The organism is Rhizobium sp. WW22, from assembly GCF_047041135.1.
Lineage (GTDB): Bacteria > Pseudomonadota > Alphaproteobacteria > Rhizobiales > Rhizobiaceae > Rhizobium.
Genome location: NZ_CP178198.1, coordinates 1,924,016 through 1,940,613 on the forward strand (window position 1 = coordinate 1,924,016; position 16,598 = coordinate 1,940,613).

Genomic DNA, 16,598 nt, shown 5'->3' on the forward strand with positions numbered 1-16,598 from the left:
GATGAACATCCTTCATATTAACAGCTGGAGAGCATGGGTCGTCCGACTCCTGATCTGGCAAGGCGCCGCGGAACGACGCTCGCACAATGAAGGTGGCCGAAAGCGAGACATGCTGCCTGAGGAAAACCAACATCTGCTGCGGGACGTCGGGTTAATCAATCTCGCGGAAAAGCAATCCAAGGATGGACGCCGCTAACCTCTGAGCGTCTTCACCCTGGTCAGATCTGGAAAGAGGCGCATCCAGAAGAGCACCACGACGATGGTTCCGACGCCGCCGACGATGCCGGTCAGGACAGGTCCAAGTGCAGTGGCAAGCATGCCGGACTCGAATTCACCGAGCTGATTGGACGTGCCGATGAACAGCGAATTTACGGCATTGACCCGACCACGCATGGCATCAGGCGTCAGGAGCTGCACGAGCGAGCTGCGCACGACGACGCTGACGGTATCCGAGGCACCGACGACGAAGAGCGCCGCGACCGAAAGGATGATGTTGCTCGAGAGTGAAAAGACGATAGTGGCGACCCCAAAGATGAGCACGGCAAACAGCATCTTCTTGCCGACATCGCTCTGCAGCGGCCGGCGTGCGAGCCAGATGGACATGGCGAGCGCGCCGATTGCCGGCGCGGCACGCAACAGGCCGAGCCCCCAAGGTCCGGCATGCAGGATATCGCGCGCGAACATCGGCAGCAGCGCCGTCGCGCCGCCAAGCAGCACGGCGAAGAGATCGAGCGATATCGTTCCCAGCATAACCGGGCGGCTTGCGATAAAGGAAACGCCGGCAAAAACGGAGTTCAGCGTCACCGGCTCGCGCGATGCCGGTTGCTCCCGCTCGACCCGGATCGAAATGACGTTGACGCTCGCGATGATATAAAGCACGGCCGACATAGCAAACGGAGCAACGGGGCTGACGCCATAAAGCAGACCGCCCAGCGAAGGCCCGATGATGAAGGCCGTCTGCATCATCGAAGTGGAGGTGGCAATGGCAACCTGCAGCAACGAAGACGGCACGATATTCGGTAAAAGTGCTGCCATCGTGGGACGTTCAAAGGCGGTTGCTGCGCCCATGACGGCAACGGCAGCCAGAATGCCGGCGGGACCTATCCAGTGCTGCCAGACGGCCATGGCAAGAACCAGCGCGGTTAGCGCCTCGATCAGCTGGCAGGCAAGGCCGATGCGGCGGCGGTCGAAGCGATCGGCGACATGCCCGACGACAAAGGTCAGAATGACCATGGGCAGAAACTGGCAGAAGCCGACGAGACCGAGGAAAAAGGCGCTATGGGTCTGATCGTAGATCATCCAGCCCATGGCAACCGTGACAGACTGAAAGCCTATCGAAGAAAAGACGCGCGACGCAGCGAATGAACGATAGCCGGGGTGACCGAGCACGCTTGGCCGGTCCAGAGTCTGCAATGTATCCATGGGCCTTTTCGTCTGCCGGCAGGGGCGCTCGCAGACTTGCTTCTCAACAATCGAATTTTCTACACCTCCCTGCTCTGCCTCGATGCGCCTCCTGTCAATCTTGTTTTTGCTGCAGCTGCAAATTCATCGCGGACGATAGATCAAATCGCGGTGAAGACGGGCTGAGAACACCCTGCCTGACCTCGATCGACCATATCGCCGCCAGCTCCGCTGCGATCGTATCGATCAGCTTGGGAACATCGCTGGCCGCAGAACCGTGCAGCGCTTCCGCGACGATAAGCACCGAGTGTGTGTCGTCACGCATTGCGGACAGGCCGCTCTGCCGATTGGTCCAGCGGCGGGCATGTGCCTGCCCAGCCGCATCGGCAAAGATCACCTCCCTAGCCTCCGGATGCTCCACCTCACCGGAAAAGGTCAAATAGGATTCGCTGCCGCTTGCATGCCGCACTTCGAGATCGCCAGCGACTTTCGAAATATCGAAAACGGCAACGGGAATCGCGAAGGCGATCGAGATGGCATTGCAGAGATCGACGAGCGGATGCAGCCGCGGCAACGACCCCTCCTGGCGAAATCGGCGCAGCAGCGCTTCGGAGGCGCAGCGATATTGCGTCGGCTTCAATCCCATTTTGGAGAAACCACGCCGCCAGGCCTGTATTTCAGCCATCTCACTTTCCGGACGTCTCGCCAACCGCTCTGTAGCGATCGCATGATATTTTGCGATCCGACCCTCGACATTGGCAGTCGAGGTGATCCCTTCGGCAGATAACACACCGGGAACCAACTCAGGGAACTCACTCCAGATCTCGTTCGAATGTCGGAAAAACATCACGCCTCCTCGTAGGTCTCTGCTTGTCGCAGCAGAAAACCTCGGCACCATCTTTCCGTCTTGAATAAAATTGCGGAAGCTTCAGCCGGTGGCTGCCGCATAGGCGCCCGGCGAAACGCCGAAATTGCGGACGAAGAGGCGCGTCATATGGCTCTGATCGGAAAAACCGCTGGCAAAGGCCGCTTCCGCGAGAGACGTGCCCGCCGCAATCAACCGCCGCGCTTCGTGAATGCGGCGCTGCATGAGGTAGGCGTGCGGCGTCAGTCCCGTCGCCTTGCTGAAGGCACGCAGGAAACGGAAGTGGCTCAGCCCGCATAGTTCTGCCAGTTCGGCAAGGGTCATTGAAGCGGCGGGATCGTCATCGATCAATTCCCGTGCCCTTTTGATATCAGCGGGAATGGCATCTTCGCGCAAGGCGCCTGCCCCCTCGCGCATCGCATCGGCAATAAGCGACAGAAGCAGTTCATCCCGCAGGAGGACATTCTCAGCCGCATCCTCGATCAGAAGCGAAAACAGGGTTTTGAAATGCCCGGCCATCTCGCCGCCGCGGATGACAGGCGATGGAAATTCCACCGCGCCGAACCTGCCCTCGCCGACATCGCGCAACAGATCGCCGATCAGCCGGGGATCAAAATAGAGCATGGACCATGCGCGGCTTTCGCCGATAGGCATGCCGTCATGCACCTCGTTCGGGTTGACGCTGATGACGTCGCCGGCCTCGGCATGCACCATCCCTCGCCCGCTCAGCGACCTCTGCGCGCCGGCCTCGATGACACCGATGCCGAACTGGTCATGTGTATGCTTGGGGAAGCTATGGCCGGTTTCGGCCCGAACTGCCTCGATGCCGGCAAGGCGAGAGCGGTATATCCTGAATTGACCGGACTTCATCGCTGGCGCCCCTCATTCCGCCTGTTCGCTGTATCAGCTATGACATCCTATTCGAGCGGCAATTTTGCGCATCCGCAATCGGGACACAAGGCTTAAGCGCCTCCTGCGGCCTTGTGATCCTCCGCTGTCGCCAATGCCGCCTGCGTATCGCCGGTAACGGCGGCCGGCAGCGGTGTGCCGCGCTTGCGCTCCCGCGCCAATGTCAGCAAGCCGGAAAAGATGATGAGGACGATGCCGACGGCCATCGGCATATCGATGCTATCGTTGAACAGCAGGTAGCCGAAGGCGATCGCCCAGAGCATCTGACTATATTGCGGCGGCGCAACCAGATTGGCGGGCGCCATCTGCGCGGCCGTCAAGAGCAAGACGCTGCCGCACGCGCCAAGCAGGCCGTAGCTCGCGAGGAATATCCACTGCGTCAGCGTCGGCATGGTGACTTCGGACAGCATGAGAAGGCCGCTGACGATAAGCGTTCCAAAAAGACCAGCGCCATAAAGCGAGATGCGCTTCTCCTTTGAGCCGAGCGCGCGGTTGACGACGATGGAGATCGCCGCCGCAAGACCGCCGATCGCCGCACAGAGATGACCGATCGAAAGCTCGCGAAAACCCGGTCGCAGGACGATCAGCACACCGACGAATCCGAGAATCACGGCCGTCCAGCGCTGCCAGCGTACATCTTCCTTGAGAAAGATCACCGAGAGAATGGTGACAAAGGACGGCAGCAGAAACAGCAGCGCGAAGGCTTCCGCCATTGGCAGCTTGGTGAAGGCAACGACGGAGCAGATGGCGCCAGTCGCGCCGCAGACGAAACGCAACAGCCACAAGGGACGGTTCGACGTCCTCACCATATCAAGCCACTCGTCCTCCCGTTTCTTCAGGAAAGGCACGGCAGCAAAGCCGAACAGCGCGCCGATGAAGGCGACCTGATAGGAGGGGATCACCCCATGCAGGATCTTGATCGAGGCATCGCTGAAGGCGAAGACGGCATAGGACGCGAATGCCACAAGGACACCACGCAGGGCGGAGCGGCTTGCGGCCGCAGAGCTGGAATCGGCTGTAATCGAGGACATCGGAATCTTCAGAAAAGTGCGATGGGAGGACACTGAATCAGGGAGATACAGGCAATTGTATGATGAAATGATCCCAATTTCGATTGGGTTGGGAATAAACTATTTTCTAGCCTGAAAGCATGATTGTCAGCTTCGTCAAAATACAGGCAAACCGAGCCTCTCAAGCTGATTTCTGGGGACACGTCCATCGTTCGTGTATGAGAAAGCCGTGACCTTCAAAGCGGCATCGTCAACTTTGCACCTGAAGGCAATTCTATACCAACCTTTCGAGGTCGGAACCGCTAACCCGTCCGCGGAGACACCAGTGTCACTTAGCATAGTAGGCGAGAATGCCGAATTGACATAATTTGGCGCGTTAAATTCATGCCCAAATTGAGCTAGAGCTTCACTGCGACAAAGATACGAAACGCGCTCTCTACGTGGCATCTTCTTCCAGGCATCATAATTGCTCTTCGACAGTCTAGCCATCTCGACCTCTGAATAAAGCTTTTTCGCGCGGACAGCCATCTTCGTCGCGTCTGATTTAGGCTGCGCTTCAGTTACCAAAGCAGCGCCCTCGGTCTGATCGCTCTGACTGCTCGAGGTGGTCTGACCTTGAGAAGCTTGCTGAGAGGGAGAAGGTTTTACCGCCGGAACGACAATCTGCGGCAGGTCTTTCGCTTCATTCTCGACCTGCTCAGAATGCGCCCGCTGTTTCAGATCGGACGCCGCCACCTGCCGCTGCTGCACCTGAAAATCCGAAGGCTCGTTGGTCGCAAGAACATCAGGCACCGATGATGAGGCCGTGTTGGTCGAATCGCTCGCCGGTGGCTTAGCCGCATTAACCGTCTGGTCCTTGGCATCAGCCTGCTGCTGGGCATCCTGCGCCTGTTGTATTGCTGGCGCTTGTGCAGCTGCCTGTTGCTCCGCCGCGGCATTGTTTGGTTGCGTTGGAGGCATATCGTTCCGCTGCTCCGAGGCGTCGGCCTGCTGTGTAGTGGTCGGATTCTTCTGATCGCCGTCCATGTCTGGAACAGGCACGTCTACGACAGGGGGTTTCTGCTCAGCCTTTTCGACCGACTTCTCAGCACTGGGATCATCAGGTTTGGTCTCAGACTTCGCCTGCTCTACCGGCCTATCAGCCTTGGCCTCGTCAGGCTTGGATGCGGGCTTCTCAGCCGGCTCCTTGCCCTGAGGGTCGGATTGCTTCGGCGGCTGCTCGTCCGCTTTCTTTCCCTCAGGCTGCTGTGGCTCCTGTTGGGTTTCGGCCGTCTGCTCCGCCGGCTTCTCGTCAGGTTTCGGCGTCGGCGTCGGAGGCTGATCGGGCTTCTCGTTCGCCTTGGTCGCAAGCTCCTGCTTTTCCTCCTGCTGCGGCACCAACTCGACATTGACGCTCTGCTCGGGCTTCGCCTCGGGTGGCGCGGGAAATAGCGGCAGCAAAAAAATCGCGACAAACAGGACGTGCAGAAGGATCGACAGGACAAAGCCCGGCCTTATTTCCCTATCCCGTTTTTCCGCGACCTTTTCCATCGTTCAGCGGATGGCTCGCGACGAGAAAGCAATCAGGCGAAAACAATGCATCGATTCATTCGATCCTTATCGGCAAACAGATCAGAAGATTTTCCGGTCGCTGACATATGGTGCCCGACCACGCACCGCGAAAGAGGCATCGGTCGAAATCAAACTTGTCAGGCCTCTGCGCGATCCGCAATGGCGCAAAAACAAACCTGCGTGATCGCGCTTCGCCTAGACAGTCGCATGCCCGGTCAGAAGAACTCATCCAGTAGCTGATAGTATGCCATCTTTTCTTCTTGTGGCTGAAAATCGCCATAGGCTTTTAAAAACTCCGCAACCAATTCCTCTCCGAAATTGTGCTCGATGCTGCCGCAGGCGAGCGCAATATCCTGGTGGCGATCGGCAACGCCGAGGCGACCGCAATCGATATAGCCGCTGAACTTCGGGCCGCCGGCCATGAAATTCGGAAGGCAGGCATCGCCATGGGTGACGACAAGATCCTCCATTGACGGTCTCTTGGCCTGAAGTTCGCGGAAGAGATCTTCTGCCGATCTTCCAAGCCGGGCCTCATCGAAATCATCCTCATCGACGCGACCGGCAAGCAAGTGCGCCTTCGCCGTGCCGATTCTGTTCTCCAGCCGATGATCGAAGGGACAAGCGGCGATATCGATGGCATGCAATTGCCGCAACGCATCCGCCAAAAGCCGCACCCGCTCGAGCGGCTGCAACCACTCGGCGCTGACGAGATCGCTGCCGTGAAGAGCACTCATCAAAAGCCATTCGCGTTCGTCGTCCGTCTCGTGGGCAATGATTTCAGGGCAGGCAAAACCCTGCGAGGCGAGCCATCGCAACCTCGCAACCTCGCCGGCCAGCTCACCCAAGGGATCGGCCAGCTCGGTCTTGAGATAGACCGGCGCACGCCTATCGGCCTCAAGCCGGAAAACATGGGCCGAGGAACGCCCGAGCCCATCCTGTCGCCATTCGTACCCGGCCAGCAGATCGCGCAGTCGGACAGGAAGGGATGTCTCCATGAATTGCGGCTTGCTTGCCATAAGCGGCTCCTCAAATTTGATAGTGCCAATGAAAAGCCCGGCTCGCTTTCGCGAACCGGGCCTTATCTCATAAAACACCGATGTCGGCTTGCGCCAGACCTCAGCTGTCGAGGAAGCTTCTGAGCTTGCGGCTGCGGCTCGGATGCTTAAGCTTGCGCAGCGCCTTCGCCTCGATCTGACGGATACGTTCGCGCGTCACCGAGAACTGCTGACCGACTTCTTCGAGCGTGTGGTCGGTGTTCATGCCGATGCCGAAGCGCATGCGCAGCACGCGCTCTTCGCGCGGCGTCAGCGATGCCAGAACGCGGGTCGTCGTCTCACGCAGGTTCGCCTGAATGGCGGCGTCGATCGGCAGAAGCGCATTCTTGTCCTCGATGAAATCGCCGAGATGCGAATCTTCTTCGTCACCCACAGGCGTTTCGAGCGAGATCGGCTCCTTGGCGATCTTCAGCACCTTGCGCACCTTCTCAAGCGGCATGGCGAGCTTTTCGGCCAGTTCTTCCGGCGTCGGCTCGCGGCCGATTTCGTGCAGCATCTGGCGCGACGTGCGAACGATCTTGTTGATCGTTTCGATCATGTGCACCGGAATACGAATGGTGCGTGCCTGGTCGGCGATCGAACGGGTGATCGCCTGACGAATCCACCAAGTGGCATAGGTCGAGAACTTGTAGCCGCGGCGATATTCGAATTTATCGACCGCCTTCATCAGGCCGATATTGCCTTCCTGAATGAGGTCGAGGAACTGCAGGCCGCGGTTCGTGTACTTCTTGGCGATGGAGATGACGAGGCGCAGGTTGGCTTCGACCATTTCCTTCTTGGCAATGCGCGCTTCGCGCTCACCCTTCTGAACCATGTGAACGATACGGCGGAATTCCGAGATCGAAATACCGGTTTCGGTCGCAAGGTTCTGAATTTCCTGGCGAATGTCGCGGATGGTCGTGTTTTCGCTCTTGGCGAATTCCTTCCAGCCACGGGCAGCCAGATTGCCAATGGACTTCATCCAGTTCGGATCGAGCTCGGCGCCCTGATACTGCTCCAGGAAGCTGTCACGCTTGACGCCATAGGATTCGGCAAGGCGCAGCAGGCGGCCTTCGTTCTGAACAAGGCGCTTGTTGATGTCGTAGAGCTGCTCGACGAGGGCGTCGATGCGGTTCTGGTTCAGCGACAGAGACTTGACCGACTTGACCAGCTCATCCTTGAGCTCCTTATAGCGGCGCTCCTGCGCCGAAGACAGCGTACCGGAAGCCGACAGGCGCTGCTCGACCTGCTGGTCCTGCAGCTTGCGCAGCTTCTTGTAGGTTTCGGCGATGATGTCGAGCGTCGTCATCACCTGCGGGCGAAGCTCGGCTTCCATCGCGGCGAGAGAGAGGTTGGATTCGTCCTCGTCCTCTTCCTCTTCCTCGATGGGCAGGCCTTCGCCGCCGACATTAGTGATGTCGTCGTCACCGGAAGGAGAGCGGCCGCGGCGTGCCTTTTCCTTCTCTTCGGCTGCTTTGCGGTCAGCCTCGATCTTCTCAGGGCTCTGGAACTGCGGCGCAGCCTTGGCCTCGGGACCGGAATAGGTGGTTTCGAGGTCGATGATCTCGCGCAGCAGCGTCGTGCCCTCGTTGAGTTCATCGCGCCAAATGATCAGCGCCTGGAACGTCAACGGGCTCTCACAAAGGCCGCCGATCATGGTTTCGCGGCCAGCCTCGATGCGCTTGGCAATCGCGATTTCGCCTTCACGCGACAGAAGCTCGACGGAACCCATCTCGCGCAGATACATGCGCACCGGGTCGTCCGTACGGTCGGTAGGCTCTTTCTTCTTCGCGGTCGCAAGCGCGGAACCGGTGGAGGGGGCCAGTTCGCCGCCTTCACTTTCATCGTCGCCGCCGGCATCGTCGTCGTCACTAGCCGCAGCGCCAGCCTCTTCGACATCTTCGTCTTCAATGACGTTGATGCCCATGTCCGAAAGCATGGCCATCGTGTCTTCGATCTGTTCGGACGTCACTTCTTCGGACGGCAGAACGGCATTAGCTCGTCCATCGTCACGTAGCCGCGCTTCTTCGCGGCCTTGATCATCTTCTTGACCGCGTCGTCGGAAAGATCGAGAAGGGGGCCGTCGGAGGTGCCGTCGCGCTCGACTTCAGCTTCTTCGTTCTCTTTGACCTTTGTTGCCATTTTTATATCGTCGCTTTCCCTGACGCTGCAAACTTTCACGCGGTGAAACAATCACACTGGCTGGCGCGCCCTGCACCAGCCGCGACTCACCGACGAACACCTAACGGAATGACCTTTAATGCCCGATTAACCACGATCACCGCCACCGGATTGCAAAGCTGGATTGCGTTTGGATTTCCGGCCATGGTATTAGGTGATCCGCTTGATCCAGTTTACCGTTCTTTCCGAAGTTAAACGGTGATTCCCAGAATTTTAGTTCTCGTCAAGCTTTTCCAGCAAAAAAGCCCGTTAAATGCGCGAAAAAGCCTTATCCACAGGCTTCGCACGCAGCAATTTATTGTTTCCCGTATTTAGGAAGTCCCCGCGCGATGACAAGAGCATCCTGAGCAAAGCCTCATATTTCCAACATCGGCAGGTATTACCGAGGCCGGGAGTGTGGCCGAATGGCATCAATTCCAGTCCATCACGACCTTCCCGGAATTGCCTGAACGCATTGCTTCGAAGCCATCGCGGAAATCATCGATGCCGATACGATGGGTGATGAGGGGCGATACATCGAGACCGCCTTGCACGAAGGCGATCATCTTGTACCAAGTCTCGAACATCTCGCGGCCATAGATACCCTTCAGGTTCAGCATCTTGAAGATGACCTTGTTCCAGTCGATCTCGAAGCCGGCCGGCGCGATGCCGAGAATGGCGATCTTGCCGCCATTGTTCATCTTGTCGATCATGTCGCGAAAGGCGGGAGCCGCGCCTGACATTTCCAGCCCGACATCGAAACCCTCGGTCATGCCAATGGATTTCATCACATCGGCAAGGTTCTCCTTGGAAGCGTCGACGACATAATCGATGCCGACCTTGCGGGCGAGCGCCAGCCGGGTGGGATTGATATCGGTGATGACGACCTTGCGGGCGCCTGAGCGCTTGGCGACCATCGCGCCCATGATGCCGATCGGCCCTGCGCCGGTCACCAGCACATCTTCACCGACCAGATCGAAGGAAAGCGCGGTGTGGACCGCGTTGCCGAAGGGGTCGAAGATCGCGGCAACCTCATCCGGGATATCGTCGGGTATCGGCACGACATTGGATTCGGGAATGCAGACGAACTCGCCGAAGGAGCCGGGGCGATTGACGCCTACGCCAAGCGTGTTGCGGCAGAGATGGCCCCTGCCCGCCCGGCAGTTACGACATTTGCCGCAAACGATATGACCTTCGCCCGAGACGCGCTCGCCGACATGATATTTCGTCACGGCCGAACCAATCTCGGCGATCTCACCGCAGAATTCATGGCCGACGACCATCGGTACGGGAATGGTCTTTTGCGCCCATTGATCCCAGTTCCAAATATGGACATCCGTGCCGCAGATAGCCGACTTTTTGACCCGAATCAGGACATCGTTCGGCCCAACCTCGGGAACTGGGACGTGCTCCATCCACAGCCCGACTTCCGGCCTGGATTTGACCAACGCTTTCATCATGTTCGACATGATCGGCTCTCTCCAACCAATTCAAATGATTCCGAGTTCTTTTCCGGCTTCGGCAAAGGCTGCAATCGCCTTTTCGACATCGGCCTTCGAATGGGCGGCTGACATCTGCGTGCGGATGCGCGCCTGCCCCTTCGGCACCACGGGGAAGGAAAAGCCGATGACGTATACGCCCTTCTGCAGCATGAGCGCCGCCATGTCCTGCGCGAGTTTTGCATCTCCGAGCATGACAGGAATGATGGGGTGATCGGCGCCGGCAAGCGTGAAGCCGAGCTTGGTCATCTCACGGCGGAAGAGTTCGGCATTGCCTTGAAGGCGTGCACGCAGGTCCGCGCCATTTTCGATCAGATCGAAGACCTTCAAGGAGGCAGCCGCGATGACGGGTGCCAAGGTGTTCGAGAACAGATATGGACGCGAGCGCTGCCGAAGCCATTCGACGATCTCGCCTCTCGCCGACGTATAGCCACCCGAGGCACCGCCGAGCGCCTTGCCGAGCGTGCCGGTGATGATATCGATACGGCCTTCGACGCCGCAATATTCGGCCGATCCCCGGCCATGCTCGCCGACGAAGCCGACCGCATGGCTGTCATCGACCATGACCATCGCACCATATTTTTCCGCCAGATCGCAGACGCCGCCAAGGTTGGCGATGATGCCGTCCATCGAGAAGACGCCGTCGGTCGCGATCAGCTTGAAGCGGCTGCCTTCCGCTTTCTTCAGCTCTTCTTCCAAAGCCGCCATGTCATTGTTGGCATAGCGGAAGCGCTTTGCCTTGGAGAGCCGCACGCCATCGATGATGGAGGCATGATTAAGGGCATCCGAGATAATGGCATCCTCTTCCGACAGCAGCGTCTCGAACAACCCGCCATTGGCATCGAAGCAGGACGAATAGAGGATCGTCGCCTCCATGCCGAGGAAAGCCGAAATCCGCGCCTCGAGCTGCTTGTGCTCTTCCTGCGTGCCGCAGATGAAGCGCACCGAGGCCATGCCGTAGCCATAGCGATCGAGCGCCGTCTTCGCGGCCTCGGCAAGCTCCTCGTTGTCAGCGAGACCGAGATAGTTGTTGGCACAGAAATTGAGGACGCGCGCGCCGCCAAGCACAGCGATTTCGCCAGCCTGCTTGGAGGTGATGACGCGCTCGGCCTTATAGAGGCCGGCTTCTTTCAGGCCGAGAAGTTCGTTGCGCAAATGGGATATGAACGCTGAAGTCATGGTCGCATTCCGATGCTGGTCAAAGGGCCTAATTAATCAAGGAATAACATAGGATCCGGCCTGTTGCTGCATCCGACAGCGGCAAAAATGCGCAACGCTGTGACGTCCGCGCGATAGGCGACGGTTTCGACAGGATCTGTCGAAGCAGAGGGAAATCACGCAACTTTCCAGCCAGGCCTCATTGCTGGTTATCGCAAAAATTACTTGACTCAGTCCAATATTTTGCAACAGATTGCGTTACTCTGAAAATAAGGGAGAGCCATGAGCATATTCCATAGATTCTCCCTCGCAGGACGGGTTGCCCTCATCACGGGAGGCGGACGCGGGCTCGGATTCGAAATGGCGAAGGCTCTCGCTGATGCCGGCGCACACGTCATAATCAATGGGCGGACCGCGGCGACGTTGGATACGGCGATCGGGATCATCCAGGCGAGAGGTGGCTCCGCCGAAACCGCCGCCTTCGACATTTCCGATCGCGACGCTCAGCACGCAGCAATAAACAACGTCGAGAAAAATCACGGCCGGCTCGACATACTGATCAACAACGTCGGTGCCCGCGACAGGCGCCCGCTGGCCGACTTCGACGACGAGGCGATCCTCGCCCTGCTCAACACGGATCTCGCCGCCTCGATCATGCTCTCCCGCGACGCCGCGCGCCTGATGAAACGAAATAATCACGGGCGGCTGATCTCGGTCACTTCGATCAGCGGACAGGTCGTCATGCCGGGTGACTGCGTCTATCCCGCCGCCAAGCAGGGTCTGACAGGTCTAATGCGCAGCATGGCTGTGGAATTTGGCCCTCACGGCATCACAAGCAACGCCATCGCGCCAGGCTGGTTCTCAACGGAAACCAACGCCGCCATGGTCGCGAACGAAGACCTGATCCCCATCGTGCGCCAACGCATCCCCGTTCAGCGCTGGGGACGTCCCGACGAGATTGCGGGCGCAGCACTTTTCCTCGCCAGCGATGCCGCTTCTTTCGTTAACGGCCACGTCCTGACCGTCGATGGCGGAATGACGGTGCGCATGTAGCGTGTCGGCAGGCAGGCTTCGATAATGGCATCAACACGTCACCGATTGGCGAACTCCGAAATCACGGCAAGGAACGCGTCTCCATAGCGGTCCAGCTTCGATTGCCCGACCCCCGATATCCCTAGAAGATCTCGGTGATTCCTGGGCCGTTCTGTCGCAAAGGCGATCAGCGTCGTATCCGGAAAAACGACGTAAGGCGGCACGCTCAACTCCTTGGCGATCCGGGTGCGCTCGGCCCGCAGCGCATCGAACAGTGCCTGTGCCTTGCCGGAAAGCCCGTGTGCCTGCTTCTCCGGTCGTCCCGCCTTCTTGCCGCGACGACCCGTTTCGGGTCGATCCTTGCGGAAAAACACCTGCCGCTCGCGCTTGAAGACGGCCCTCGCCTGTTCCTGGAGCTTCATGGCACCGAAGGCCGTGTGGTCGATGCTGATAAAGCCGTTCGCCAATAATTGCCGGAAGATCGATTGCCAGATGCGAGAGGGAATATCCTTGCCTGCGCCGAAAACCGGCATATCGATGTGGCCGAAACGCTCGGTCTTCTCATTGACCGTTCCCATCAGCACATCGATGACATGGCCGGTGCCGAAACGCTCGCCGGTGCGATAGACGGCGGCAAGCGCCTTGATGGCAGCTTCCGTTCCGTCCCAGGTCTCCACAGGCTTCCGGCAGGTATCGCAATTGCCGCAGCCGCCGCCATGTGCCTCGCCGAAATGCGAAAGGATCGACTGCCGCCGGCAGCCGGCCGTCTCGCAGATCGCGAGCAGCGCATTGAGCTTTGCCCGTTCTACCCGCTTGATTTCCTCGGACGCGCCGCCTTCGTCGATCATCCGCCCGCGCTGGATGACATCGGCCATGCCATAAGCCATCCAGACATTGGAGGGCAGCCCATCGCGCCCGGCGCGGCCAGTCTCCTGGTAATAGGCCTCCACCGATCCCGGCAGATCGAGATGGGCGACATAACGCACGTTCGGCTTGTCGATGCCCATACCGAAGGCAACCGTCGCCACGAGGCACAGGTCCTCCTCTTTCAAGAAGGCATCCTGATTGGCATCGCGAAGCGCTCGATCCATGCCGGCATGATAGGGAAGCGCGCGGATGCCCTGCCCATTCAGCCACTCCGCCGTGTCCTCGACCTTGGCACGGGAGAGGCAATAGACGATGCCGCTATCGCCCCGATGGCCCTCGAGAAAACGCAGCAATTGCTGGCGCGGCTGGTCGCGCTCGACAATCTCATAGGTGATGTTCGGTCGGTCGAAGCTGGTGGTGAAGACCTTGGCATCGTCGAGCGCCAGCCGTTCAATGATATCTTCGCGCGTATGCGGATCGGCCGTTGCCGTTAGCGCGATCCGCGGCACGCCGGGAAAAAGCTCCGCAAGCCTGCCGAGATCGCGATATTCCGGTCGGAAGTCATGGCCCCATTGGGAGACGCAATGCGCCTCGTCGATCGCAAAAAGCGCGATCTTGGCCCGGCCGAGCATCTGGCAGAAGCCCTCAGTTACGATGCGTTCCGGGGTTACATAGAGCAGATCGAGCTTGCCTGTGGAAATGGCGCGATAGACATCGCTCGCTTCCTCGCGCGACAGGGACGAATTCAGGGCGGCGGCACGAATGTCGAGCTGCTTCATCGCCTCTACCTGATCCCGCATCAGCGCGATCAGCGGCGAGACGACGATGCCGATACCATCGCGGCAAAGCGCGGGAATCTGGAAGCACAGCGACTTGCCGGCACCGGTCGGAAACAGCACGACCGCGTCGCCGCCGGAGACGACATGCTCGATCACCTGCTGCTGCTTACCGCGAAAGGCGGAATAGCCATAGACACGTTTCAGCACATCGAGCGGCGCCGGCGCACGTGTGCCCTCACCAAACAATGCGTCGTCTACGGAAAATCGCGGCTCTTGTCGTTCAGGCTGAGGCATCTATTCCCTATTTTCCAGCGGCACCTTTAACGCGACCGGAGAGCACGCCGAAGCCATCGATGATCGCTTCCTGATTTTCCAGACGCAGCGCCTCGAGCTGTACTTCCTGCAAGGCGCGAATCAACGGCTCGATCGCTTCACCGTCGCCTTCTTCCGTCGCCTCGGCAATAGCGCCTTCCAGCTCGATCTTGTGCCAGCGCAATGCTTTCGAGCGCTTGTGGAGCGCAAGTGCTTGGCGATAGCCCTCGCGCGCATCCTCCATGGCGGCGGCCTCGGTGGCAGTCCACAGGCGGGCATTGCGAATCTGCTGTTCCAAGCTTTTCAGCAGGGCGCCGAAATCCTGTTCTTCCAATTGCTCGAGCAATCGCTCGCGCACGAGCTGAGGCCCAACCAGAGTTGCAGCAGCCCCGAGGACCGCAGACCAGAGCCGCTGCAGTTCGCGGCTGTCATAATCGATCGCGGCGATCTCGTCATATTCGTCCTGTAGCAGTGCCGGATGATTGACGATGGTCAAAGCGAGCACGCTTTCGCGAAGGCTCGGAATATCCTGATGTCCCTTGATCATGGCCGAACGCTGCAAGCGATCGGATGCGGTCGTCGCCACCGCAGCCCCGGTACGTGCCTGTCCGCCACGACCTGCAAAGTTGCGGCTATTACCGTCGCGAGAAAAACCACGCCCCTGCTGGCCGCCCCGCTGGAACTGCGGCTGGAACAGCCCGTTCAGCCGCTCGCGCATATTTTGCTGATAATGGCGCCGCACATCTTCGTCGCCGATGACAGACACGATGCGCCGCAACCGTGCTTCCAGCTCCGCCCGCGCCTCAGGCGTCTCGAAGGCCCCGCTGCCGGCCTCTCTCGTCCAGATGAGGTCGGCAAGAGGCTTTGCCTGCGCCAGCACCTTGTCGAACGGCGCGCGCCCATCCTGCCGCACGAGATCGTCAGGGTCCTTGCCATCGGGCAGCAAGGCAAAGCGTACGGTGCGGTTCGGTTTGATGTGAGGCAGCGCCAGATCGGCGGCACGATTGGCGGCGCGGATGCCGGCGCCATCGCCATCGAAGCAGAGCACCGGCTCCGGCGTCATCTTCCAGAGGAGATCGAGCTGGCTCTCCGTCAGAGCCGTGCCGAGCGGCGCAACGGCATTCTCGACGCCGGCCTGATGCAGCGCGATGACATCCATATAACCTTCGACCGCGATAATGGTCCCCGCGCCATCGCCGCCCTGCGCAGCGCGGCGGGCGCGGGTGAAATTGTAGAGCACATTGCCCTTGTGGAAGAGCTCGGTCTCGTTGGAATTCAGATACTTCGCCGGCGCATCCGGCGACATGGCGCGGCCACCAAAGGCAATCACCTTCTCGCGCGAGGACAGGATCGGAAACATGATGCGGTCGCGGAAGCGGTCATAGGAGACCGGCACGTTCTCATGCACGACGAGGCCACAGGCCTCCATCTGCTCCTTCAGCACACCCTTGCTGGCAAGATGCTCTTTCAGGGCGTTGCGGCTATCGGGCGAATATCCCAAACGGAAGGTCTCGATCGTGCGGCCGCTGAGGCCGCGGTCTCTCAGATAGGCCCTCGCTCGCGCTCCATTGGCTGTCTGCAGCTGGTCTTGGAAAAACTGGGTCGCCATTTCCATGACGTCGAGCAGCGACGTGCGTTCCTTCTCCCTTTTCGCCTCCATCGGATCGGCAACGGGCATCGGAACGCCTGCCATGTCGGCGATCTGCTGCACGGCCTCCGGAAAGCTCAAGCCCTCCAATTCGGTCAGAAAGCGGAAATGGTCGCCTGTGACACCACAGCCGAAGCAGTGATAGCGCCCTTTGCGATCCTCACAGTGGAAGCTCGGCGATTTCTCGCCATGAAAGGGGCAGCAGGCCCAGTAATCGCCGCGCGGCACATTGGTCTTGCGCCGATCCCACGTCACGCGACGACCGATCACGTCTGAAATCAAGACGCGGTCGCGAATCTCATCGAGAAACGTATTAGAAAATCGCATGGCTACCTCTGGCTCGCTCCATATAAACAGGAATACGGGGCATTGC

Annotated in this window: 12 protein-coding genes and 2 pseudogenes; 2 read left to right on the plus strand and 12 right to left on the minus strand. The window is 59.3% G+C overall.

Going from position 1 to position 16,598, the window contains the following annotated elements:
• Nucleotides 1-192: 192 nt before the first annotated feature.
• From ACK83U_RS09550 to ACK83U_RS09565, 4 genes and pseudogenes are all read right to left on the minus strand, one after another.
• Nucleotides 193-1,422, minus strand: coding sequence for an MFS transporter (locus ACK83U_RS09550; RefSeq protein WP_112605051.1), 1,230 nt, complete (start codon nt 1,420-1,422; stop codon nt 193-195).
• Nucleotides 1,423-1,516: 94 nt separating this feature from the next.
• Nucleotides 1,517-2,248, minus strand: coding sequence for a phenylalanine--tRNA ligase beta subunit-related protein (locus tag ACK83U_RS09555; RefSeq protein WP_112605048.1), 732 nt, complete (start codon nt 2,246-2,248; stop codon nt 1,517-1,519).
• Nucleotides 2,249-2,329: 81 nt separating this feature from the next.
• Nucleotides 2,330-2,683: a helix-turn-helix transcriptional regulator gene (locus ACK83U_RS09560; protein ID WP_412474843.1), complete on the minus strand. Its 354-nt coding sequence runs from the start codon at nt 2,681-2,683 to the stop codon at nt 2,330-2,332.
• A 69-nt stretch (nt 2,684-2,752) separates the two neighbouring features.
• Nucleotides 2,753-3,034: pseudogene (locus tag ACK83U_RS09565) on the minus strand (AraC family ligand binding domain-containing protein); the annotation flags it as partial.
• Between ACK83U_RS09565 and ACK83U_RS09570 the strand changes: the two are divergent.
• Nucleotides 2,952-3,125 carry a hypothetical protein gene (locus tag ACK83U_RS09570; RefSeq protein ID WP_412474844.1) on the plus strand — a complete coding sequence of 58 codons (174 nt, stop codon included), beginning with the start codon at nt 2,952-2,954 and terminating at the stop codon, nt 3,123-3,125. The pseudogene ACK83U_RS09565 and the gene ACK83U_RS09570 overlap by 83 nt on opposite strands.
• A 103-nt stretch (nt 3,126-3,228) precedes the next feature.
• On the opposite strand, the gene ACK83U_RS09575 is transcribed toward ACK83U_RS09570, so the two are convergent.
• From ACK83U_RS09575 to ACK83U_RS09600, 6 genes and pseudogenes are all read right to left on the minus strand, one after another.
• On the minus strand, nt 3,229-4,206 hold the full coding sequence (locus ACK83U_RS09575) for a DMT family transporter (RefSeq protein WP_112605041.1): 978 nt from the start codon (nt 4,204-4,206) through the stop codon (nt 3,229-3,231).
• A gap of 135 nt (nt 4,207-4,341) precedes the next feature.
• Nucleotides 4,342-5,715 (minus strand): DUF930 domain-containing protein, encoded by a 1,374-nt coding sequence (locus tag ACK83U_RS09580; protein WP_112605038.1) that lies wholly within the window; start codon nt 5,713-5,715, stop codon nt 4,342-4,344.
• Nucleotides 5,716-5,951: 236 nt separating this feature from the next.
• Nucleotides 5,952-6,752, minus strand: a complete 801-nt coding sequence (locus ACK83U_RS09585; protein WP_112605035.1) for an APH(3')-II family aminoglycoside O-phosphotransferase — start codon at nt 6,750-6,752, stop codon at nt 5,952-5,954.
• Between the two features lie 100 nt (nt 6,753-6,852).
• Nucleotides 6,853-8,912 (minus strand): annotated as a pseudogene (gene rpoD, locus ACK83U_RS09590) (RNA polymerase sigma factor RpoD).
• Nucleotides 8,913-9,361: 449 nt separating this feature from the next.
• Nucleotides 9,362-10,399 carry an L-threonine 3-dehydrogenase gene (gene tdh / locus ACK83U_RS09595; RefSeq protein WP_112605032.1) on the minus strand — a complete coding sequence of 346 codons (1,038 nt, stop codon included), beginning with the start codon at nt 10,397-10,399 and terminating at the stop codon, nt 9,362-9,364.
• A 21-nt stretch (nt 10,400-10,420) separates the two neighbouring features.
• On the minus strand, nt 10,421-11,608 hold the full coding sequence (locus ACK83U_RS09600) for a glycine C-acetyltransferase (RefSeq protein ID WP_112334361.1): 1,188 nt from the start codon (nt 11,606-11,608) through the stop codon (nt 10,421-10,423).
• A 261-nt stretch (nt 11,609-11,869) separates the two neighbouring features.
• Between ACK83U_RS09600 and ACK83U_RS09605 the strand changes: the two genes are divergently transcribed.
• Nucleotides 11,870-12,640: an SDR family oxidoreductase gene (locus tag ACK83U_RS09605; RefSeq protein WP_112605029.1), complete on the plus strand. Its 771-nt coding sequence runs from the start codon at nt 11,870-11,872 to the stop codon at nt 12,638-12,640.
• A 38-nt stretch (nt 12,641-12,678) separates the two neighbouring features.
• Here the strand turns inward: ACK83U_RS09605 and recQ are convergent, their stop codons facing one another.
• Together recQ and dnaG are read right to left on the minus strand one after the other, a co-directional pair.
• Nucleotides 12,679-14,559 carry a DNA helicase RecQ gene (recQ, locus tag ACK83U_RS09610; RefSeq protein ID WP_112605026.1) on the minus strand — a complete coding sequence of 627 codons (1,881 nt, stop codon included), beginning with the start codon at nt 14,557-14,559 and terminating at the stop codon, nt 12,679-12,681.
• 7 nt (nt 14,560-14,566) lie between these two features.
• Nucleotides 14,567-16,552 carry a DNA primase gene (dnaG, locus tag ACK83U_RS09615; protein ID WP_112605024.1) on the minus strand — a complete coding sequence of 662 codons (1,986 nt, stop codon included), beginning with the start codon at nt 16,550-16,552 and terminating at the stop codon, nt 14,567-14,569.
• Between the last annotated feature and the right edge of the window lie 46 nt (nt 16,553-16,598).